Annotated in this window: 19 protein-coding genes; 10 read left to right on the forward strand and 9 right to left on the reverse strand. The window is 66.4% G+C overall.

The window, feature by feature from the left end; all coding sequences use genetic code 11:
* Window positions 1–86: 86 nt before the first annotated feature.
* The 3 genes from AC0MAZ_RS10160 (at window position 87) to AC0MAZ_RS10170 (ending at window position 3,843) form a co-directional block, all read left to right on the forward strand.
* Window positions 87–764: a response regulator gene (locus tag AC0MAZ_RS10160; protein ID WP_028690933.1), complete on the forward strand. Its 678-nt coding sequence runs from the start codon at window positions 87–89 to the stop codon at window positions 762–764.
* Window positions 761–2,101, forward strand: coding sequence for an ATP-binding protein (locus AC0MAZ_RS10165; protein ID WP_475860992.1), 1,341 nt, complete (start codon window positions 761–763; stop codon window positions 2,099–2,101). The genes AC0MAZ_RS10160 and AC0MAZ_RS10165 overlap by 4 nt, the downstream gene beginning before the upstream one ends.
* A gap of 419 nt (window positions 2,102–2,520) precedes the next feature.
* Complete coding sequence (locus AC0MAZ_RS10170; protein WP_110736363.1) at window positions 2,521–3,843, forward strand: dicarboxylate/amino acid:cation symporter; 1,323 nt, start codon at window positions 2,521–2,523, stop codon at window positions 3,841–3,843.
* Window positions 3,844–4,010: 167 nt separating this feature from the next.
* Here AC0MAZ_RS10170 and AC0MAZ_RS10175 read toward each other — a convergent pair whose 3' ends face one another.
* Window positions 4,011–4,505: a SprT family zinc-dependent metalloprotease gene (locus AC0MAZ_RS10175; protein ID WP_232856699.1), complete on the reverse strand. Its 495-nt coding sequence runs from the start codon at window positions 4,503–4,505 to the stop codon at window positions 4,011–4,013.
* A gap of 141 nt (window positions 4,506–4,646) precedes the next feature.
* Window positions 4,647–5,246: a Yip1 family protein gene (locus tag AC0MAZ_RS10180; RefSeq protein WP_028690929.1), complete on the reverse strand. Its 600-nt coding sequence runs from the start codon at window positions 5,244–5,246 to the stop codon at window positions 4,647–4,649.
* Between the two features lie 263 nt (window positions 5,247–5,509).
* Here AC0MAZ_RS10180 and ttcA point away from each other — a divergent pair, with 263 nt between their 5' ends.
* Window positions 5,510–6,334 carry a tRNA 2-thiocytidine(32) synthetase TtcA gene (gene ttcA, locus AC0MAZ_RS10185; protein ID WP_011532643.1) on the forward strand — a complete coding sequence of 275 codons (825 nt, stop codon included), beginning with the start codon at window positions 5,510–5,512 and terminating at the stop codon, window positions 6,332–6,334.
* Window positions 6,335–6,338: 4 nt separating this feature from the next.
* A complete protein-coding gene (locus AC0MAZ_RS10190) occupies window positions 6,339–7,010 on the forward strand; it encodes a DNA-3-methyladenine glycosylase I (RefSeq protein WP_254464783.1) in 672 nt (223 codons plus the stop codon).
* A gap of 113 nt (window positions 7,011–7,123) precedes the next feature.
* Here the strand turns inward: AC0MAZ_RS10190 and AC0MAZ_RS10195 are convergent, their stop codons facing one another.
* The 3 genes from AC0MAZ_RS10195 to arsC are packed head-to-tail and all read right to left on the reverse strand — an operon-like array spanning window position 7,124 to window position 8,485.
* Complete coding sequence (locus tag AC0MAZ_RS10195; protein ID WP_262974207.1) at window positions 7,124–7,537, reverse strand: DUF2069 domain-containing protein; 414 nt, start codon at window positions 7,535–7,537, stop codon at window positions 7,124–7,126.
* Window positions 7,530–8,135 carry an NAD(P)H:quinone oxidoreductase gene (gene wrbA, locus AC0MAZ_RS10200; RefSeq protein ID WP_050704525.1) on the reverse strand — a complete coding sequence of 202 codons (606 nt, stop codon included), beginning with the start codon at window positions 8,133–8,135 and terminating at the stop codon, window positions 7,530–7,532. The genes AC0MAZ_RS10195 and wrbA overlap by 8 nt, the downstream gene beginning before the upstream one ends.
* The gene (gene arsC / locus AC0MAZ_RS10205; protein ID WP_203647701.1) at window positions 8,132–8,485 is read right to left on the reverse strand and encodes an arsenate reductase (glutaredoxin); all 354 of its coding nucleotides are present in this window, start codon (window positions 8,483–8,485) and stop codon (window positions 8,132–8,134) included. The genes wrbA and arsC overlap by 4 nt, the downstream gene beginning before the upstream one ends.
* Window positions 8,486–8,571: 86 nt before the next feature.
* Here arsC and AC0MAZ_RS10210 point away from each other — a divergent pair, with 86 nt between their 5' ends.
* Window positions 8,572–9,039, forward strand: a complete 468-nt coding sequence (locus tag AC0MAZ_RS10210; protein WP_028690924.1) for a TlpA disulfide reductase family protein — start codon at window positions 8,572–8,574, stop codon at window positions 9,037–9,039.
* A gap of 121 nt (window positions 9,040–9,160) precedes the next feature.
* Here the strand turns inward: AC0MAZ_RS10210 and AC0MAZ_RS10215 are convergent, their stop codons facing one another.
* The 4 genes from AC0MAZ_RS10215 to AC0MAZ_RS10230 form a co-directional block, all read right to left on the reverse strand.
* A complete protein-coding gene (locus AC0MAZ_RS10215; protein WP_203647700.1) occupies window positions 9,161–9,565 on the reverse strand; it encodes an META domain-containing protein in 405 nt (134 codons plus the stop codon).
* Window positions 9,566–10,000: a hypothetical protein gene (locus AC0MAZ_RS10220; protein ID WP_028690922.1), complete on the reverse strand. Its 435-nt coding sequence runs from the start codon at window positions 9,998–10,000 to the stop codon at window positions 9,566–9,568. It abuts the gene before it with no gap.
* Window positions 10,001–10,031: 31 nt separating this feature from the next.
* Window positions 10,032–11,021: a 2-hydroxyacid dehydrogenase gene (locus tag AC0MAZ_RS10225; protein WP_475860997.1), complete on the reverse strand. Its 990-nt coding sequence runs from the start codon at window positions 11,019–11,021 to the stop codon at window positions 10,032–10,034.
* 286 nt (window positions 11,022–11,307) lie between these two features.
* The gene (locus AC0MAZ_RS10230; RefSeq protein WP_232856703.1) at window positions 11,308–14,064 is read right to left on the reverse strand and encodes a response regulator; all 2,757 of its coding nucleotides are present in this window, start codon (window positions 14,062–14,064) and stop codon (window positions 11,308–11,310) included.
* Window positions 14,065–14,283: 219 nt separating this feature from the next.
* On the opposite strand from AC0MAZ_RS10230, the gene AC0MAZ_RS10235 reads away from it, so the two are divergent.
* From AC0MAZ_RS10235 to rlmD, 4 genes are all read left to right on the forward strand, one after another.
* The gene (locus AC0MAZ_RS10235; RefSeq protein ID WP_203647697.1) at window positions 14,284–15,000 is read left to right on the forward strand and encodes a response regulator transcription factor; all 717 of its coding nucleotides are present in this window, start codon (window positions 14,284–14,286) and stop codon (window positions 14,998–15,000) included.
* A 3-nt stretch (window positions 15,001–15,003) separates the two neighbouring features.
* Window positions 15,004–16,398 (forward strand): sensor histidine kinase, encoded by a 1,395-nt coding sequence (locus AC0MAZ_RS10240; RefSeq protein ID WP_203647696.1) that lies wholly within the window; start codon window positions 15,004–15,006, stop codon window positions 16,396–16,398.
* Between the two features lie 324 nt (window positions 16,399–16,722).
* Complete coding sequence (gene cysM, locus AC0MAZ_RS10245) at window positions 16,723–17,622, forward strand: cysteine synthase CysM (RefSeq protein WP_203647695.1); 900 nt, start codon at window positions 16,723–16,725, stop codon at window positions 17,620–17,622.
* Window positions 17,622–18,980, forward strand: a complete 1,359-nt coding sequence (gene rlmD / locus AC0MAZ_RS10250) for a 23S rRNA (uracil(1939)-C(5))-methyltransferase RlmD (protein ID WP_203647694.1) — start codon at window positions 17,622–17,624, stop codon at window positions 18,978–18,980. The genes cysM and rlmD overlap by 1 nt, the downstream gene beginning before the upstream one ends.
* The last annotated feature ends 2 nt before the right edge of the window (window positions 18,981–18,982 follow it).

Raw genomic sequence — 18,982 nt, forward strand, 5'->3', positions numbered from 1 at the left:
CTCCCACAGGTGGTGCACAACCCTGTGGGAGCGGGTTTACCCGCGAAGAGGCCGGCACAGGGCATTCCCATTGAAAGGAGATCCACATGAAATTGCTGGTGGTCGAGGACGAGGCGCTGCTGCGTCATCACCTGTTCACCCGCCTCGGCGAGGGCGGCCATGTGGTGCAGGCGGTGGCCAACGCGGAAGAGGCCTTGTACCAGGCCGAGCAGTACAACCACGACCTGGCGGTGATCGACCTGGGCCTGCCGGGCATGAGCGGGCTGGATCTGATCCGCCAGCTGCGCAGCCTCGGCCAGACGTTCCCGATCCTCATCCTGACCGCCCGCGGCAACTGGCAGGACAAGGTCGAGGGCCTGGCTGCCGGCGCCGACGACTACGTGGTCAAGCCGTTCCAGTTCGAGGAGCTGGAGGCCCGCCTGAACGCCTTGCTGCGCCGCTCCAGCGGCTTCACCCAGTCGACCATCGCTGCCGGGCCCCTGGTGCTTGACCTCAACCGCAAGCAGGCGACCCTGGACGAGCAACCGCTGGCGCTGACCGCCTACGAATACCGCATCCTCGAGTACCTCATGCGTCATCACCAGCAAGTGGTGGCCAAGGACCGCCTGATGGAGCAACTGTACCCGGACGACGAGGAGCGCGACCCGAACGTCATCGAGGTGCTGGTCGGCCGCCTGCGCCGCAAGCTCGAGGGCGACAACGGCTTCAAGCCGATCGACACCGTGCGCGGCCTGGGCTACCTGTTCACCGAGCGCTGCCGATGATCCGTTCGCTGCGGGTGCGCCTGATGCTGGCGGCGGCGTTGCTGGCGCTGCTGTTCATGCTGGCGCTGCTGCCGGCCTTGCAGAAGGCCTTCAGCCTGGCGTTGCAGGAGTCGATCGAGCAGCGCCTGGCCTCGGACGTGACCACCCTGATTTCGGCCGCGCGCATCGAGCGCGGCCAGCTGCAGATGCCGGCGCTGCTGCCGGACGAACGCTACAACCTGCCTTACACCGGTCTGCTTGGCTACATCTTCGACCGCCAGGGCACGTTGGTGTGGCAGTCGCGGGCCACCCGTAACCGCAATATCAACTATCACCCCCGCTATGACGGACGCGGCAACGAGTTCGCCCGCATTCACCAGGACGACGGCGACGAATTCTTCGTCTACGACGTCGAGGTCAAGCTGCTCGGCGGCAAGAGCGCGGCGTTCAGCATCGTCGCCCTGCAGCCGGTGCGTGAATACCAGGACACCCTCAACGGCCTGCGCGAGAAACTCTACCTGGGCTTCGGCGCGGCGCTGCTGGCGTTGATGGTGCTGCTCTGGGCCGGCCTGACCTGGGGCCTGCGTTCATTGCGCCGGCTCAGCTCCGAGCTCGACGATGTGGAGAGCGGAGCCAGAGATGGGCTGAGTCGCGAGCATCCACGCGAGCTGCTGCGCCTGACCGGCTCGCTCAACCGCCTGCTGCGCAGCGAGCGCGAGCAGCGTCAGCGCTACCGCGACTCGCTCGACGACCTGGCCCACAGCCTCAAGACCCCGCTGGCGGTGCTGCAGGGCGTTGGCGAGAGCATGGAGCAGGGCGACCGCGAACAGGCGCGGGTGCTGCAGAGCCAGATCGAGCGCATGAGCCAGCAGATCGACTACCAGCTGCAGCGCGCCAGCCTGCGCAAGAGCGGCCTGGTGAAGCACCAGGTCGAGCTCAAGCCGTTGCTCGACAGCCTGTGCAGCACCCTGGCCAAGGTCTATCGCGACAAGCGCGTCGAGGTCAGCCTCGATATTCCGGCCCTGGCACGGGTGCCGATGGAGCAGGGCGCCTTGCTGGAGTTGCTGGGCAACCTGCTGGAAAACGCCTACCGGTTATGCCTGGGGCAGGTGCGGGTCAGCCTGCAGCAGTCGCCGGGGCTGCTGCAGCTGTGCGTCGAGGACGACGGGCCGGGCGTGCCGGCGGATCAACGCGAACGGATTCTCGAGCGCGGCGAGCGGCTTGACCGCCAGCACCCGGGGCAGGGGATCGGGCTGGCGGTGGTCAAGGACATCATCGACAGCTATGACGCCGAGCTGAGCCTGGGCGATTCGCCGTTGGGCGGGGCTGCGTTCCGCATCGCTTTCCGACTCGATTGATTCTGCCTTTCCAGTGCAGGGGGCGGTGCGTGGGAGCGGGCTTGCCCCGCGATACCGGCGAAGCCGGTGCCATCCGGCCCGGGCCTCATCGCGGGGCAAGCCCGCTCCCACCGGAAAGTCCCACTGAATACCTCTGAGGCGGATTCCCGCCAACCTGCCCTGTACGATTTCCGCCATCGGGCGGAAATCCGCCATTTCCTACGTGGTTCTTCGCCCCGTCCCGGGGCATTCACACCCTGTAATCATTGGCTGTGCACCTCAAGCGGGCACTTTGGCATCGCCCTTGCTATTCAGCTGGCAGAGGCCTGCCCAGGCACTCGCCCACAACGACAAATCCCTCCGGGTACAGGAGGGTTCGCGATTCAGGTGCCCCGACATCCTGGGAAGGATGCGCCGGCCCACTTGAGGAAAAACTAGCCATGACGACTCGTCAGCCGCTGTACAAATCGCTGTATGTCCAGGTGATCGTCGCCATCACCATCGGTATCCTGCTCGGCCACTACTACCCGGAAACCGGCGTAGCCCTCAAACCCCTGGGTGACGGCTTCGTCAAGCTGATCAAGATGGTCATCGCCCCGATCATCTTCTGCACCGTGGTCAGCGGCATCGCCGGCATGCAGAGCATGAAGTCGGTTGGCAAGACCGGCGGTTACGCGCTGCTGTACTTCGAGATCGTCTCCACCATCGCCCTGATCATCGGCCTGGTCGTGGTCAACGTGGTCCAGCCGGGCGCCGGCATGCACGTCGACGTCAGCACCCTGAACGCCAGCAGCGTGGCCGCCTACGCCGCCGCCGGCGCGCAGCAGACCACCGTGGGCTTCCTGCTCAACGTCATCCCCAACACCGTGGTCGGCGCCTTCGCCAACGGCGATATCCTGCAAGTGCTGATGTTCTCGGTGCTGTTCGGCTTCGCCCTGCATCGCCTGGGCAGCTACGGCAAGCCGGTGCTCGACCTGATCGATCGCTTCGCCCATGTCATGTTCAACATCATCAACATGATCATGAAGCTGGCCCCGATCGGCGCCTTCGGTGCCATGGCCTTCACCATCGGCCAGTACGGCGTGGGTTCGCTGGTGCAACTGGGCTACCTGATGGCCTGCTTCTACATCACCTGCGTGCTGTTCATCCTGGTAGTGCTGGGCGGTATCTGCCGCGCCCACGGCTTCAGCGTGATCAAGCTGATCCGCTACATCCGTGAAGAGCTGCTGATCGTGCTGGGCACCTCGTCCTCCGAGTCGGCCCTGCCGCGCATGCTGGCCAAGATGGAGCGCCTGGGCGCGAAGAAATCCGTGGTTGGCCTGGTGATCCCGACCGGCTACTCGTTCAACCTGGACGGTACCTCGATCTACCTGACCATGGCCGCGGTGTTCATCGCCCAGGCCACCGACACCACCATGGACATCACCCACCAGATCACCCTGCTGCTGGTGCTGCTGGTAGCGTCCAAAGGTGCTGCGGGCGTCACAGGTTCCGGCTTCATCGTGCTGGCCGCGACCCTGTCGGCTGTCGGCCACCTGCCGGTGGCGGGCCTGGCGCTGATCCTGGGTATCGACCGCTTCATGTCCGAAGCCCGCGCCCTGACCAACCTGATCGGCAACGCCGTGGCCACCGTGGTCGTGGCCAAGTGGGTCAAGGAGCTGGACACCGACACCCTGCAGGCGGAACTGGCATCCGGCGGCTCGCCGCTGATCGACACCCGTCCGACCGACGACCTGGGCGTGGCCGAAGGCCCGGCGCGTTGATCGCGATGTGAAATGAAGAAGGCGACCCTCGGGTCGCCTTTTTTGTGCCGGGAGTTCTGTGCTGTCAGTGCCGGCCCTTTCGCGGGTAAACCCGCTCCCACAGGAAAATGCTGCCCTCAGGACGGTGGGGTACCTGTGGGAGCGGGTTTACCCGCGAATGCAATCTTTCACTCGACGCGGGTCTCGCCGCTGTACACCAGAATCTCCCGACACCGCCGGCACAGGTACCGCCGGCCCTGGCGCACCAGCTTGTGCCGCTGGGCGGTGAACGGGAAATCACTCTCCGGGCACGGACAGCGGTAGATGTAGCGCGTCGTCACCCGCCGCTGCACTTCATAGTTGTGGCAACGGTTCGGCGGCAGCTCGTACACCCCGCGCATGATCAACTGCCACTCCTCGCCATGGGCCTGGATACGCTCGCCGAACAGCTGGTGGGCCACCAGATGGGCCACCTCGTGGGCCACGGTCTGGCGCAGGAAGTCGTCCTGGTTCTCGCGGTACAGCTGCAGGTTGAAGCGCAGCAGGTTCTCGTGCAGGTGGGCGACACCGGCTTTCTGGCCGCGCAGCTTGAAGCTGACCTGCGGGCGCGGAAAAGGGCGTTTGAAGAAGGTTTCGGCTTGCTGGTAACAGGTTTCGACGCGTTGTCTGAGCAGCTCGGGCATGGCGGGGCAGTTCTCCTGACCGGGCATTATGCCGCAGGCAATGGCCGGCTGCCGAGCCGCCGGTCAGGCACACGAAACGAAGCCGCCTTGCGGCGGCCTCGGGTGATGCCCCAGTGTTGGTTGGATCTGATAGGTATGCGTTCAGTTGGTGTAGACGGGCCCCACGCCCAGTCCCCAGATGATCACGGTCGCGGCCATGATCGCCACCAGTACCACCAGGCCCACCGCCAGCACGGAGCTGGAGAACAGGAAGCCTTCATCCGACGGTATGTTCATGAACGTCGGCAAGCCGACATACAACAGGTACACGGTGTAGCAGATGGCCGCCGTGCCGATCAGCATGCCGAGCCACAGGTGCGGGTACAGCGCCGCGAGGCCGCCGATGAACAGCGGGGTGGCGGTGTAGGTGGCGAAGGCGATGCACTGCGCCATGCTCGGGTTGGCGTCGTAGGTGCGCGCCATCCAGTGGATGAAGGCGCCCATCACCGCGACCCCGGCGAGCATCGCCAGGTACGACATGATGCTCATCCACAGCGCGCTTTCCATGGTCAGCATCACCGCTGGCCGCTCGCCGATCACCCAGCCGACCTGGGTGGTGCCGATGAACGCCGAGACGGCGGGGATCGCCGCCAGGATCAGCGTGTGCGTCAGGTACATGTGGCTGATGCTTTCTTCCTCGCCACGGATCTCCCGCCACTCCTGGTCAGGGTGGGTGAACAGCCCAACAACGTGATGAATCATACGGGTCACTCCTATCGTCGTTGCCAAACGCCCCCCGGATGGAGCGCCTATGGCCCGAGGCCAGGACACCAAGTGCTGCGCCAATGTGGCCTTATGTCGCAGTATAGGAAGCGGATCCCGGCACAAAACCGGCTTTTTAGAGCAAATTGCGCTGTCAGGCGTGGTGCTGATTCCCTTGAAGTCTTTATCGGATTCACCTACTGCGCCGTGCGGTTTGTGCGTAAAATAGCCGGCTTTTGTCACACCTCGCGGATCCAAGCGCTATGGGCACCCTCTCGGTCAACCAGAACAAACTGCAAAAACGCCTGCGTCGTCTCGCTGGCGAAGCCATCACCGACTACAACATGATCGAGGATGGCGACAAGGTCATGGTCTGCCTGTCCGGCGGCAAGGACAGCTACACCATGCTCGACGTTCTGTTGCACCTGCAGAAGGTGGCGCCGATCAAGTTCGACATCGTCGCGGTGAACATGGACCAGAAACAGCCGGGCTTCCCCGAGCACGTGCTGCCGGCTTATCTGAAAGAGCTGGGCGTCGAGTATCACATCGTCGAGAAGGACACCTACTCGGTGGTCAAGGAGCTGGTACCCGAGGGCAAGACCACCTGCTCGCTGTGCTCGCGCCTGCGTCGCGGCACCCTGTACACCTTCGCCGACGAGATCGGCGCGACCAAGATGGCCCTGGGGCACCACCGCGACGACATCGTCGAGACCTTCTTCCTCAACATGTTCTTCAACGGCGCGCTCAAGGGCATGCCGCCGAAGCTGCGCGCCGATGACGGCCGCAACGTGGTGATCCGCCCACTGGCCTACTGCAGCGAGAAGGACATCCAGGCCTACTCGGACATGAAGGAATTCCCGATCATCCCGTGCAACCTGTGCGGCTCGCAGGAGAACCTGCAGCGCCAGGTGGTCAAGGACATGCTGGTGGAGTGGGAGCGCAAGCACCCGGGCCGTACCGAGAGTATCTTCCGCGCCTTGCAGAACGTCGCGCCGTCGCAGCTGGCCGACCGCAACCTGTTCGACTTCACCAGCCTGAAGATCGACGAGAGCGCCACCCCGCGTTTCCTCGACGTGCTGAACATCTGACCGCATGCGCGACTATCAGTGGTTGCACGCGTACTGCCTGAACCGCTTCGGTTCGGCCCAGGCGCTGGAAGCCTTCCTGCCGCAGCCGCGCACGCCCGCGCAGCTGCGCGACATCCCTGACGATCGCTACCTGTCGACCCTGGCCCTGCGCGTGTTCCGCGCCGGGCTCAAGCACAGCCTGGTGGACGCCAAGTGGCCGGCGTTCGAGCAGGTGTTCTTCGGTTTCGATCCGCAGAAGGTGGTGCTGATGGGCGCCGAGCACCTGGAGCGGCTGATGCACGACGAGCGCATCATCCGCCACCTGGGCAAGCTCAAGAGCGTGCCGCGCAATGCGCAGATGGTGCTGGACGTGGCGAAGGAGAAGGGCAGTTTCGGCGCGTTCATCGCCGACTGGCCTGAGACCGATATCGTCGGGTTGTGGAAGTACCTGGCCAAGCATGGCAACCAGCTGGGCGGGTTGTCGGCGCCGCGGTTCTTGCGGATGGTCGGCAAGGACACCTTCATCCCCACCGACGACATGGCGGCGGCGCTGATCGCGCAGAAGATCATCGACAAGCCGCCGACCAGCCAGCGTGACTTGGCGTTGGTGCAGCAGGCGTTCAACCAGTGGCATGCCGAGAGCGGGCGGCCGCTGTGCCAGTTGTCGGTGATGCTGGCGCATACCGTCAACCACTGATATCGGTGTTGCCTTCTTCGCGGGTAAACCCGCTCCCACAGGTACTGCACTGCTTTCAGATGCAGTGAAGATCCTGTGGGAGCGGGTTTACCCGCGAAGAGGCCAGACGAGGTCTACTGCCCTTCACCCGCCAGGCGCCGCTCCTGCTGGAACTTCCAGCGCACAAACAGCAACCCGCTGACGAACAACCCCAGGCTCACCAGCACCTCGACCCAGCCGAACAGCGCCCGCGCCGGATCGAACGCCGCCAGCACGCCCTTGATGAAATAGATGTTCACCACGAAGCAGGTCCAGGCGTGCGCCCGGGCGCTGCCCATCAGCATGCCCGGCAGCAATAGCAGCAGGGGGATCAGCTCGATGGCCATGATCACCTCGACCCGCGCCCCGTGCAGGTCGGCGAACCACAGGTTGTTCACCACCAGCAGGGCGATCAGGCCGAAGAAGCAGGCCAGGCTCAGGGCGCGGGTAAAGCGCACCCGGGGGGCCAGCCAGTCCAGTGGCGGCAATACCTTCGGCTTTCTAGCCACGTTCGCCACCCAGGGCCTTGGCCGTCTTCGCCAGGCGCTGCCCGAGCGCGCGACACAGGGTGATCTCGTGCGGGTCCAGCTCACGCTTGCCGTCGGCGCCGGCATGGTGGCTGGCGCCGTACGGCGTGCCGCCGCCACGGGTCTCGAGCAGCGCTGATTCGCTGTAGGGCAGGCCGGTGACCAGCATGCCGTGGTGCATCAGCGGCAGTAGCATCGACAGCAGGGTGGTCTCCTGGCCGCCGTGCAGGCTGGCGGTGGAGGTGAACACCGCCGCCGGCTTGCCCACCAGCTCGCCGCCCAGCCACAGGCTGCTGGTGCCGTCGAGGAAGTACTTGAGCGGCGCGGCCATGTTGCCGAAGCGGGTCGGGCTGCCCATGGCCAGGCCCGCGCAGTGGCGCAGGTCGTCGAGGGTGGCGTAAAGCGCGCCGCTGGCCGGGATGTCCGGGGCCACGGCCTCGCACTCGGTGGAGATTGCCGGCACGGTGCGCAGGCGCGCCTCCAGGCCGGCCATCTCGACACCGCGGGCGATATGCCGGGCCATCTCGCTGGTCGAGCCGTGGCGGCTGTAGTACAGCACCAGGATGTAGGGTTCGCTCACGGCAGGATCTCCAGGACCTTCTCTGGTGGGCGGCCGACCACGGCCTTGTCACCGGCCACCAGGATCGGGCGCTCGATCAGCTTGGGATGCTCGACCATGGCCTTGATCAGCTGGGCGTCGCTCAGGGCCGGGTTGGCCAGCTCCAGGGCCTTGTATTCGTCTTCGCCGGTGCGCAGCAGCTGGCGCGCGCCGATGCCCAGCTTGGCAAGCAGCTGTTCGAGGGTGGCGGCGTCCGGCGGGGTCTCGAGGTAGCGCACGATGGTCGGCGCGAGGCCGCGTGCCTCGAGCAGTTCCAGGGCGCCGCGGGATTTCGAGCAGCGCGGGTTATGATAGAGGGTCAGATCGGTCATGACGGGTCGCATCCAGCTGGGTGTGGCGGCTATTCTAACCGCAGCGACCGACTTCAATGCTTGAAAACTTCGAGAAGGATTGACCCATGGCAAGGCGTTTGGCAGCTGCACTGGCCATCACCGCGAGCCTGTTGCTCGGCGGCTGCGGTGCGGACTACGGCGTGGACCAGCACGGCAACACGGTAAAGGCCGAACAGATCGACGGGCACTGGCTGGTGCTCAACTACTGGGCCGAATGGTGCGGCCCGTGCCGTACGGAAATCCCTGAACTCAATGCCGCTGCCAAGCAGTGGGAGGCGCAGGGCATCCGGGTGGTGGGGGTGAACTTCGATGGCCTGCAGGGGCCGGACCTGAAAGCCGCCGCCGATACCCTGGGGATCGGTTTCACCGTGCTGGCCCAGGACCCGGCCGAGCGCTACGAGTTGCCGCGCAGCGAGGCGCTGCCGGTGACCTACATCATCGACGACAAGGGCAAGGTGCGTGAGCAGTTGATGGGTGAGCAGACGCTTGAAGGGCTGCAGGCGAAGATCAGGGCTTTGAAAGGCGGCGCCTGATCGATCCTGGGGCCGCTTTGCGGCCCTTTCGCGGCACAAGGCCGCTCCTACAAGGGAATGCGAACCCCTGTAGGAGCGGCCTTGTGCCGCGAATGGGCTGCAAAGCAGCCCCCGGCGATGATCAGCCTTCCTCAGGCCAGAAGCGCAGCGGCTTGCCCTCGGCCGGCCAGAAACGGATCTGCTCGATCGGCGACACATCCCAGCGCTGCACCGTTTCCAGCGCCTGCAGGAAGCGTTTTTCCTGGTCCATCAGCGCTGGCGCGCACAATTTGCGGGTCTTGCCGACCTTGCCGAAGCTGATACGCTCGCCCTCCAGCGTGTAGGGCGCGAACCAGTGGTTGCAGCCGCCGTTGCCGTAGGCGCGACCATCGCTGGCCAGGGTCAGCGTCAGGTGGCTGTAGTCGATCAGCGGGCGCTCACCGATCCACTCCAGCACGTAGCTCTGCTCCTGCTGCAGCTTCGAGGGTTGTGCGGCGCAGCCCAGCAGGCCGCAGGCGATCAGCGCGCCGGTCAGCAGCTGTTTCACTCAACCACGCTCCCGGCACTGCGGGCACAGGTGCTTGTCGCCCTTGCTCGCCCAGCCCAGTTCCTGGATACGCGCGCTGGCGGCCGGGGCCTGGCCCTTCTTGCCCAGCTTGGCGTCGTTGGCGAACTCGAAGTCCAGCACCGCGTCGCAGCTGTCGCACTTGACCTGCCAGTTGAGGATCTCCAGCTCGTTGAACGCCGGGCCCTGGGCCACGGCGACCCACTGGCCATGCGGGTTGATCAGGTGGCGCACGGTCTCGACGGTCAGTCGCATGGACAGGTCCTTGCTGCCCTTGAGGGTGACCAGCAGGACGTCGCCCTTCTGGATCGAGCCGCCGTTGCCGGTAACCTGGTAGCGGCCAGGCACCAGCGCGCGGCACTCGATCAGGGTGTGTTGCGGGTTGAAAAGGGTGTAGCGAAAATCGTGTTCGACCATGGGTCCTCCAAAATTGCCGCGTATCCTAGCATCAACCGTTTACAAGATTGTGCGGATTGCCTGCCGCCCAGCGGTTGATGTTGTCCAGGGTGGTCGCGGCGATGGCATCCAGGGCCTCGCGGGTGAGGAATGCCTGGTGGGCGGTGACGATCACATTGGGGAAGGTCAGCAGGCGCGCCAGCACGTCGTCCTGCAACGGCAGGTCGGAGCGGTCCTCGAAGAACAGCTGCGCTTCCTCTTCATACACATCCAGCCCCAGGTAGCCGAGCTGGCCGCTCTTGAGCGCGTCGATCAGCGCTGGGGTGTCGACCAGCGCGCCGCGACCGGTGTTGATCAGCATGGCGCCGGGCTGCAGCTGGGCCAGGCTCTGGGCGTTGATCAGGTGGCGGGTGTGCTCGGTCAGCGGGCAGTGCAGGCTGATGATGCGCGCCTGGCGCAGCAGCTCGGGCAGTTCCAGGTAGCGGGCGCCGAGGGCGACCAGCTCGGGGTTGGGGTAGGGGTCGTAGGCCAGCAGCTGGCAGCCGAAGCCGGCCATGATGCGGGCGAAGGCGGCGCCGATCTGGCCGGTGCCGACCACGCCGACGGTCTTGCCGTGCAGGTCGAAGCCGGTCAGCCCGTGCAGGGTGAAGTCGCCTTCGCGGGTGCGGTTGTAGGCCCGGTGCAGGCGGCGGTTGAGGGCCAGGATCAGGGCCACGGCGTGCTCGGCGACGGCGTGGGGCGAGTAGGCCGGCACGCGGACCACGGTCAGGCCCAGGCGCTGCGCCGCAGCCAGGTCGACATGATTGTAGCCGGCCGAGCGCAGGGCGATCAGGCGCGTGCCGCCGGCGGCCAGGCGTTCCAGCACCGGTGCGTCGAGCTCGTCGTTGATGAAGGCGCAGACCACCTCGAAGCCCTGGGCCAGCGGCGCGGTGTCGAGGGTCAGGCGGGCGGGCTGGTAGTGCAGCTCCACCGTGCCCGCACTGGCGGCGCGGGTGAAGCTTTCCTGGTCGTAGTGCTGGCTGCTGAACAACAGGGCGCGCATGGTCTGAGTCCTATCTGAAATGCCACCAGTCTAGCCAAATGGTCAGTCTGGGCGTTGACCTGTGTCTCCTGTGGGAGATCGCCCAGTCCGTCGGGCTGCGCTGTCGCGCTGGGAACTGACTTCACAGGTGATCCGCGCACCCTGCGGGAGCAACTGTCTTGCTCAATTTTTAGAATCTGGCGCGGTCCCTGTGGGAGCGGGCTTGCCCGCGAACACCGGCGCAGCCGGTGCCATCCATCGCGCTGGATTCTTCGCGGGTAAACCCGCTCCCACAGGGGACAGTTACCTACGCGCTCTCGCGCGCCTGTTCGGCCAGTCGGCTGATGGCCTGGTCCAGTTCATCCAGCGCCTGCAGCGCCTGGGGACTGTCCTGCTTGAGCAAGGTTTCGCTGCGCTGGCAGGCCGCCCGCAACTGCGGCACGCCGCAATAGCGCGAGGCACCGTTGAGCCGGTGCACGCGCTCGATCATCGCCGTGCGGTCGGCGGCGTTGCGCGCGGCGCGGATGGCTTCACGGTCGGACTCCAGCGAGGCCAGCAGCATGGCCAGCATGTCCGCCGCCAGGTCCGGCTTGCCGGCCGCCAGGCGCAGGCCTTCCTCCGGGTCGAGCACCTTCAGCTCGCTGCTGTCGGCCAGGCGTTCGCTGGCGCGTTCCGGTGGCGGTGAGCCCAGGCTCAGGCCGGTCCACTTCATCACCACCTGGGACAGCTGGCGCTCGCTGATCGGCTTGGTCAGGTAGTCGTCCATGCCGCTGTGCAGCAGGGCGCGCTTTTCGTTGGCCATGGCGTGGGCGGTGAGGGCCACGATCGGCAGGGGCGGGCCGCTCTGGCTGCTTTCCCACTGGCGGATCTGCTCGGTGCAGGCGCGGCCATCCATGCCGGGCATCTGTACATCCATCAGCACCAGGTCGAACGGTTCGTCCTGCACGGCCTGTACCGCGCCGTAGCCGTTGTCCACTGCCAGCACCTCGGCGCCCATGCCTTCGAGCAGGGTCTGTACCAGCAGCAGGTTGGCCGGGTTGTCGTCGACGCAGAGGATCTTCGGCATGCGCTGGCCACCGTGGTTGCGCTGTTCGCACACCGGGCGGCGCGGCTGCACCAGCTCCAGCAGCAGGCGACGCAGCTTGCGGGTGCAGGTCGGCTTGGCCAGCAGTTGGCCATGGGCATTGGGCAGGTAAGGGTGGTAGAGCGGCTGCTCGGTGGTCGGACAGAGCACCACGCACTGGCAGCCGAGACGTTCGAGCTGCTGGTGGTACTGGCCCAGCTGTTCCGGGGCCAGGCTGCCCAGGTTGACCCCGAGCACGGCGAACTCGAACGGCTGCCCGGCCTGGCTGGCGGCCTGCACGCCTTGCAGCAGCTGGTCGCAGGAGGCGAACACGCTGACCGCCAGGCCGCAGTCCTCCAGTTGGTGCTCCAGTGCCTGGCGCGCCAGGTCGTGGCCGTCGACGATGGCCACGCGGCGGCCGAGCAGGGCCTGGGCGGGTTGTTCCTCGGCGTCGTCGTGGGCCTTGGGCAGGTTGAGGCTGATCCAGAACTGCGAGCCCTCGCCAGGGGTGCTGTCGACGCCGATCTCGCCGCCCATCTGCTCGATCAGGCGCTTGGAGATTACCAGCCCCAGGCCGGTGCCGCCGGGTTGGCGCGACAGCGAGTTGTCGGCCTGGCTGAACGCCTGGAACAGGGTACGCACATCCTGGGGCGACAGGCCGATGCCGGTGTCCTGCACGCTGATGCGCAGTTGCACGCTGTCTTCCTGCTCGTCCTCGAGCATGGCACGCACGACGATGGTGCCTTCGCGGGTGAACTTGATGGCGTTGCTCACCAGGTTGGTGAGGATCTGCTTGAGCCGCAGCGGGTCGCCGACCAGCGACAGCGGCGTGTCGCGGTAGACCAGGCTCAGCAGTTCCAGCTGCTTGGCGTGGGCGGCCGGAGCGAGGATGGTCAGGGTGTCCTGGATCAGGTCGCGCAGGTTCAGCGGGATGCTGTCGAGCACCAGCTTGCCGGCCTCGATCTTGGAGAAGTCGAGGATCTCGTTGATGATCCCCAGCAGGTTGTCGGCGGACTTCTCGATGGTGCCGAGGTAGTCGAGCTGGCGCGGGGTCAGCTCGCTCTTCTGCAACAAGTGGGTGAAGCCGAGGATGCCGTTGAGCGGGGTGCGGATCTCGTGGCTCATGTTGGCGAGGAACTCAGACTTGATGCGGCTGGCCTCCAGGGCCTCCTTGCGCGCCATGTCCAGCTCGATGTTCTGGATCTCGATGGTCTCCAGGTTTTGGCGCACGTCCTCGGTGGCCTGGTCGATGCTGTGCTGCAGCTCTTCGTGGGCGCTGTGCAGGGTTTCGGCCATGCGGTTGATGCCGGCGGCCAGCTCGTCGAGCTCGTGGCTGCCCATGGCCGGCAGGCGCTCGTCCAGGTGGCCGTCCTTGAGCTGGTTGACCGCGTGCTTGATGCGGTTGATCGGGTTGTTGATGGTGCGGCTCATGCGCAGGGCCAGCAGCGCGGTCAGGCTCAGGCAGGCGAGGATCAGCAGCAGGCTGGTGAACAGGTTGCGGTAGCCGCGCAGCAGGGTGCCGTCGTGGGACAGTTCGATCTCCACCCAGCCGAGCAGGCGCTCGGCCTCGGCCGGCACGGCGTCGGTGGCCAGGTCGCGGTGATGGCCGAACACCGGCATCAGGTAGCGGGTGGCGTCGTTGCCCGTGCGCTGCAGCAGCTGCGTGCCGGTGCCGCCGCTGGGCGGCTGGTTGAGCATGCTGGGGCCGGCATGGGCCAGGCGCGTGCGGTCGGCGGCAAGGAACGCCACGGCGCGCACATCGGCCTGCTCCAGGGCCTGGGCGGCGATGCGCTCCAGTTGCGCCGGAGCCTGGCGGGCGAGGGCCGGTGCCGCCAGTGGTGCCAACTGCTCGGCGATCATCTTGCCGCGTTGCAGCAGTTGCGTGCGCAGGTCGCTTTGTTGCAGCCAGGTGAAGTAACTGCCCAGCACCAGGGCCATCAGGCTGGCGGGCAGCAAGGCCAGCAGCAGGACGCGGCTGCGGATTCCCAAACGGTCGAGCACACCTGTCTCCTGTCATGTGCTGTTAAAGGCGCGGTTCGCGCATCAGCGGGAACGTTACTCTGCGCTGAGGGGTAATGCACAGGATTTGTAATGGTTTTTGCTTTTCTCGGCTGGCGTTGCCGGTGCGGGCACTTCAATGTCACGCCAGTCGGACGGAGGTTGCCTTGTTCGGACCGCTTGTCCAATAATCGCGTAATTGAGAATTGATGGCAGTTGCCAATGCATCCTGAAGCGATTCACGCGACCAACATCCTCGCCATCGAGGACGATCCCGTGCTGGGCGCCTACCTGCATGACGAGCTGCAGCGCGGCGGCTTCCAGGTGACCTGGTGCCGCAATGGCCTGGAAGGCCTGGAGGCGGCGGGCCGGCAGGTGTTCGACCTGGTGCTGATGGACATCCTGCTGCCCGGGCTCAACGGCCTGGACGCACTGGCCAGCCTGCGTCGACGCAGCGCCACGCCGGTGATCCTGATGTCGGCGCTGGGCGCCGAGGCCGACCGCATCAGCGGCTTCGAGCGCGGCGCGGACGACTACCTGCCCAAGCCGTTCAGCTTTGCCGAGCTGCGGGTGCGCATCGAGGCGATCCTGCGCCGGGTGGCCTTCGAGCGGCGCGCTCGGGCGCCGCGTGGGGTGGAGGCCGGGCAATTGCATTTCGACGAGCAGGCCACCGATGTCAGCCTCGCCGGCGCCTGGGCCGGGCTTACCCCCAGTGAATATCGCCTGCTCGACACCCTGCACCGCAGCCAGGACGAGGTGCTGAGCAAGCCCTTCCTCTACCAGCAGGTGCTGCAGCGTGGCTACTCGCGGCATGACCGCAGCCTGGACATGCACGTCAGCCAGATCCGCCGCAAGCTCAAGGCCATCGGCTACCACGAGCGGCAGGTGCGTACCGTGTGGGGCAAGGGCTATGTGTTCGGCGCGGGCGAGGCCGACTGAACCGTGCTCGACCGTCACTCGCTGTTCTGGAAACTGACCGTCCTGCTGGTGGGCTTCTGCCTGCTGATGATCGGCCTGAGCTACAGCTGGGGCCGGCACATGGAAACCCAGGATGCCTTCCTGTCCGAGCCGGCGCGGCAAGTGCTGCGCGGCTACGCGACGCAGGCCGAGCAGGCCTGGCGCAGTGGCGACCGCGAGGGCGTGGACGCCTGGCTGGCCGAGATGCGCGAGCGCGAGCAGGGCTGGGTGGGCGTGCTCGACGGTGACCTGCAACCGTTGGGCAGCGCCGACCTGAGCGCCGGCCAGGCCCAGCGCCTGACCCGCCTGCGTGGCGTCGACTGGCCCATGAGCCGACGCAGTGTCGGCCAGCCCTGGTTGCGCCTGCCGTTCCCCGGCGCGCCGGAGCAGGGCATGCTGGTGATCGAGCTGCCGGAGCGCTTCAACCCCGGCCAGTACCGCTTGTTCTGGCGCGTCGTCACCAACGGCATCATCCCCGGGTTGTTCACCCTGCTGCTGTGCGTCGGCCTGTACCGCATGCTGATCGTGCCGCTCAACCAGTTGCGCGAGCAGGCCAATGCCTGGCGGGCCGACCAGCTGGCCGCGCGCCTGGATTCGCGCACCACCCGGCGCAAGGACGAACTGGGCGAACTGGCCCGGGCCTTCGACCAGATGGCCGAGCGCCTGCAGGGCACCGTGGCCTTGCAGCAGCAGTTGCTGCGCGATCTGTCCCACGAGATGCGCACGCCGCTCAGCCGCCTGCGCGTGGCCTGCGATGGCGAGACCGACCTGCAGCGCCTGCGCGAACGCCTGCACCGCGAGGTGGATGGCATGCAGCAACTGGTCGAGGACACCTTGCAACTGGCCTGGCAGGACGCCGAACGCGCACCGGTGAACCTCGAGCCGATCCAGGTGGCGGCGCTGTGGGATCTGCTCAGCGAGAACGCCTGCTACGAAAGTGGCTGGGCGCCGCAGCGGCTGCGCTGCGACTTGCCGGCCGGCTGCTGGGTGCAGGGCAGCCTCAACGACCTGGCCCAGGCATTGGAGAACATGCTGCGCAACGCCATCCGTCATTCCCCGGAGGCGGGCGTGGTGCGCCTGAGCGGTTGGCGAGAGGGCGGGTACTGGCGTATCGACCTGGAGGACGAGGGCGGTGGCGTGGCCGAGGAAGACCTGGAGCGGATATTCGCGCCGTTTTCCAGGCTGGAGGGTTCGCGGCCCGGGGATGGTGGTTTCGGCCTGGGCTTGAGCATTGCCCGCAATGCGATCCGGCGCCAGGGCGGGAGCGTGTGGGCGGTCAATGGCGAGCATGGCCTGCGCTTGTGCATGCGCCTGGCTGCGGGGGAGTCGAGCTCATCGCGGGACAAACCCGCACCCACAAAGGCTTCGCACACCCTGTAGGAAACTTGCGTTGCCGCGCTGGGAACTGTCCTCCTGTGGGAGCGGGCTTATCGGACCGCCGCACCGCCGCGAACACCGGCGGAGCCGGTGCCATACACCGCGCTGGATTCTTCGCGGGTAAACCCGCTCCCACAGGGTCCACCTAAATCTATGAGTTACGGTTTGTTCCATGGGAGCGGGCTTGCCCAGCGATCACCCGCAAAGCGGGTGCCAGGCCCATGCCCTTATAGCCATGAGCTATAACATCCAGCAATTGCGTGATATGGCCGAGCAGGGTTTGCCGGTATGATAGACGCCCCTGCCGTCCGGATTGCGAAAACGCCCATGACCCTGCAGTACCCAACCATCGCCGATTGCATCGGCCATACGCCACTGGTTCGCCTGCAGCGCATCGCCGGGGACACCAGCAACACCTTGCTGCTCAAGCTCGAAGGCAACAATCCGGCAGGTTCGGTCAAGGACCGCCCGGCGCTGTCGATGATCACTCGCGCCGAGCTGCGTGGCCAGATCAAGCCCGGCGACACCCTCATCGAAGCCACCTCCGGCAACACCGGTATCGCCCTGGCCATGGCCGCGGCGATCAAAGGCTACAAGATGATCCTGATCATGCCGGACAACTCCACCGCCGAACGCAAGGCGGCGATGACCGCTTATGGCGCCGAGCTGATCCTGGTGACCAAGGAAGAGGGCATGGAGGGCGCGCGCGACCTCGCCGAGAAGATGCAGGCCGAAGGCCGCGGCCTGGTCCTCGACCAGTTCGCCAACGGCGACAACCCGATCGCCCACTACAACAGCACCGGCCCGGAAATCTGGCAGCAGACCCAGGGCAGCATCACTCATTTCATCAGCTCCATGGGCACCACCGGCACCATCATGGGCTGCTCGCAGTACCTCAAGGAGCAGAACCCGGCGGTGCAGATCGTCGGCCTGCAGCCGATGGAAGGCTCGGCCATCCCCGGCATCCGCCGCTGGCCCCACGAGTACCTGCCGAAGATCTTCGACGCCACCCGCGTCGACCGCGTGGTCGACATGTCCCAGCAGGAGGCTGAGGAGACCACCCGTCGCCTGGCCCGCGAAGAGGGCATTTTCTGTGGCGTATCTTCCGGCGGCGCGGTGGCAGCCATGCTGCGCCTGTCCCGTGAAGTCGAGAATGCGGTGATGGTCGCCATCATCTGCGACCGCGGCGACCGTTACCTCTCCACCGGCCTGTTCGACCCGACCTGATGTCCAGAAAGAAAAGCAACACCGGCCTGCGCTTCCAGCCGGCCGGCGGCAACCGTGCCGCACAGCTGCCCGTGGGCAAGAAGCAACGTCTGTCGATCGAGCGCGTGGCCGGTGACGGTCGCGGCATCGCCTTCATTGAAGGACGTACCTGGTTCGTCAGCGGCGCGCTGGCCGGCGAGGACGTCGAGGCGCGGGTGCTCGCCGCCCGCGGCAAGGTGGTCGAGGCGCGCCTGGAGCGCGTGTTCCAGGCCAGCCCCGAGCGCCGTGAAGCGCCTTGCCGGCACTACGCCCGCTGCGGTGGCTGCAACCTCCAGCACCTGCCCCATGACGGCCAGCTGGCACTCAAGCAGCGCCTGCTCGCCGAGCAACTGCAGCGGGTGGCTGGCGTGCAGCCCGAGGAGTGGGCTGTTCCCCTGAGCGGACCGGAATTCGGCTACCGCCGCCGGGCGCGGGTCGCGGTACGCTGGGACACCAAGGCGCGCCAACTGGACGTGGGGTTTCGCGCCGAGGCCAGCCAGGACATCGTCGGCATCGACGAATGCGCGGTGCTGGTACAACCCTTGCAAACGATCATGCGCCACCTGCCAACCGTGCTGCGCAGCCTGGGCAAGCCACAGGCGCTGGGGCACGTGGAGCTTTTCAGCGGCACCGCCGAGGCGGTGCTGGTGCGGCATGTAGCGCCCCTGCCAAGTGACGACCTGGCGCGGCTCGAGGCCTTCTGCCGCGAGGCCGGCGCCCAGCTGTGGCTGCAGGGCGAGGGCGAGCCGGCGCCGGTGGATGCCGCGGCGCAACTGGGCTTTGCCCTGCAGCCCTGGGGCCTGGAACTGGCCTGGCGGCCGGGTGACTTCGTCCAGGTCAACGCCCAGGTCAACACCTTGATGATCCAGCAGGCCCTGGCCTGGCTGGCGCCCGAGGCGCACGAGCGGGTCCTGGACCTGTTCTGTGGCCTGGGCAACTTCGCCTTGCCCCTGGCCCGCCAGGCGCGCGAGGTGGTGGCGGTGGAGGGCGTGCAGGCCATGGTCGAGCGCGCCGCGGCCAACGCCGATGGCAACAATGTGCATAACGCTCGGTTTTTTCAGGCCGATTTATCGCAGCCTTTGGCGGGCGCCGGATGGGTCGCCGAGGGCTTTTCTGCGGTACTCTTGGATCCACCGCGCGACGGGGCTTTCGAGGTGGTGCAAGGCATCGCCCGGCTGGGCGCGAAGCGGCTGGTCTACGTATCGTGCAACCCGGCCACGCTGGCGCGAGACGCGCAGGTGCTGGTCGGACAGGGGTACCGGTTAAAAAGGGCCGGGATTCTCGACATGTTTCCTCAGACGGCGCATGTCGAGGCCATGGCGTTATTCGAAGCGGGCTAGCT

It is taken from the genome of Pseudomonas sp. A (assembly GCF_056270345.1).

Bases quoted from the DNA above. Each gene is read 5' to 3' on its own strand.
- AC0MAZ_RS10160 (WP_028690933.1), top strand. From the start codon at position 87: ATGAAATTGCTGGTGGTCGAGGACGAGGCGCTGCTGCGTCATCACCTG.
- AC0MAZ_RS10165 (WP_475860992.1), top strand. From the start codon at position 761: ATGATCCGTTCGCTGCGGGTGCGCCTGATGCTGGCGGCGGCGTTGCTG.
- AC0MAZ_RS10170 (WP_110736363.1), top strand. From the start codon at position 2,521: ATGACGACTCGTCAGCCGCTGTACAAATCGCTGTATGTCCAGGTGATC.
- AC0MAZ_RS10175 (WP_232856699.1), bottom strand. From the start codon at position 4,505: ATGCCCGAGCTGCTCAGACAACGCGTCGAAACCTGTTACCAGCAAGCC.
- AC0MAZ_RS10180 (WP_028690929.1), bottom strand. From the start codon at position 5,246: ATGATTCATCACGTTGTTGGGCTGTTCACCCACCCTGACCAGGAGTGG.
- ttcA (WP_011532643.1), top strand. From the start codon at position 5,510: ATGGGCACCCTCTCGGTCAACCAGAACAAACTGCAAAAACGCCTGCGT.
- AC0MAZ_RS10190 (WP_254464783.1), top strand. From the start codon at position 6,339: ATGCGCGACTATCAGTGGTTGCACGCGTACTGCCTGAACCGCTTCGGT.
- arsC (WP_203647701.1), bottom strand. From the start codon at position 8,485: ATGACCGATCTGACCCTCTATCATAACCCGCGCTGCTCGAAATCCCGC.
- AC0MAZ_RS10210 (WP_028690924.1), top strand. From the start codon at position 8,572: ATGGCAAGGCGTTTGGCAGCTGCACTGGCCATCACCGCGAGCCTGTTG.
- AC0MAZ_RS10220 (WP_028690922.1), bottom strand. From the start codon at position 10,000: ATGGTCGAACACGATTTTCGCTACACCCTTTTCAACCCGCAACACACC.
- AC0MAZ_RS10225 (WP_475860997.1), bottom strand. From the start codon at position 11,021: ATGCGCGCCCTGTTGTTCAGCAGCCAGCACTACGACCAGGAAAGCTTC.
- AC0MAZ_RS10235 (WP_203647697.1), top strand. From the start codon at position 14,284: ATGCATCCTGAAGCGATTCACGCGACCAACATCCTCGCCATCGAGGAC.
- cysM (WP_203647695.1), top strand. From the start codon at position 16,723: ATGACCCTGCAGTACCCAACCATCGCCGATTGCATCGGCCATACGCCA.
- rlmD (WP_203647694.1), top strand. From the start codon at position 17,622: ATGTCCAGAAAGAAAAGCAACACCGGCCTGCGCTTCCAGCCGGCCGGC.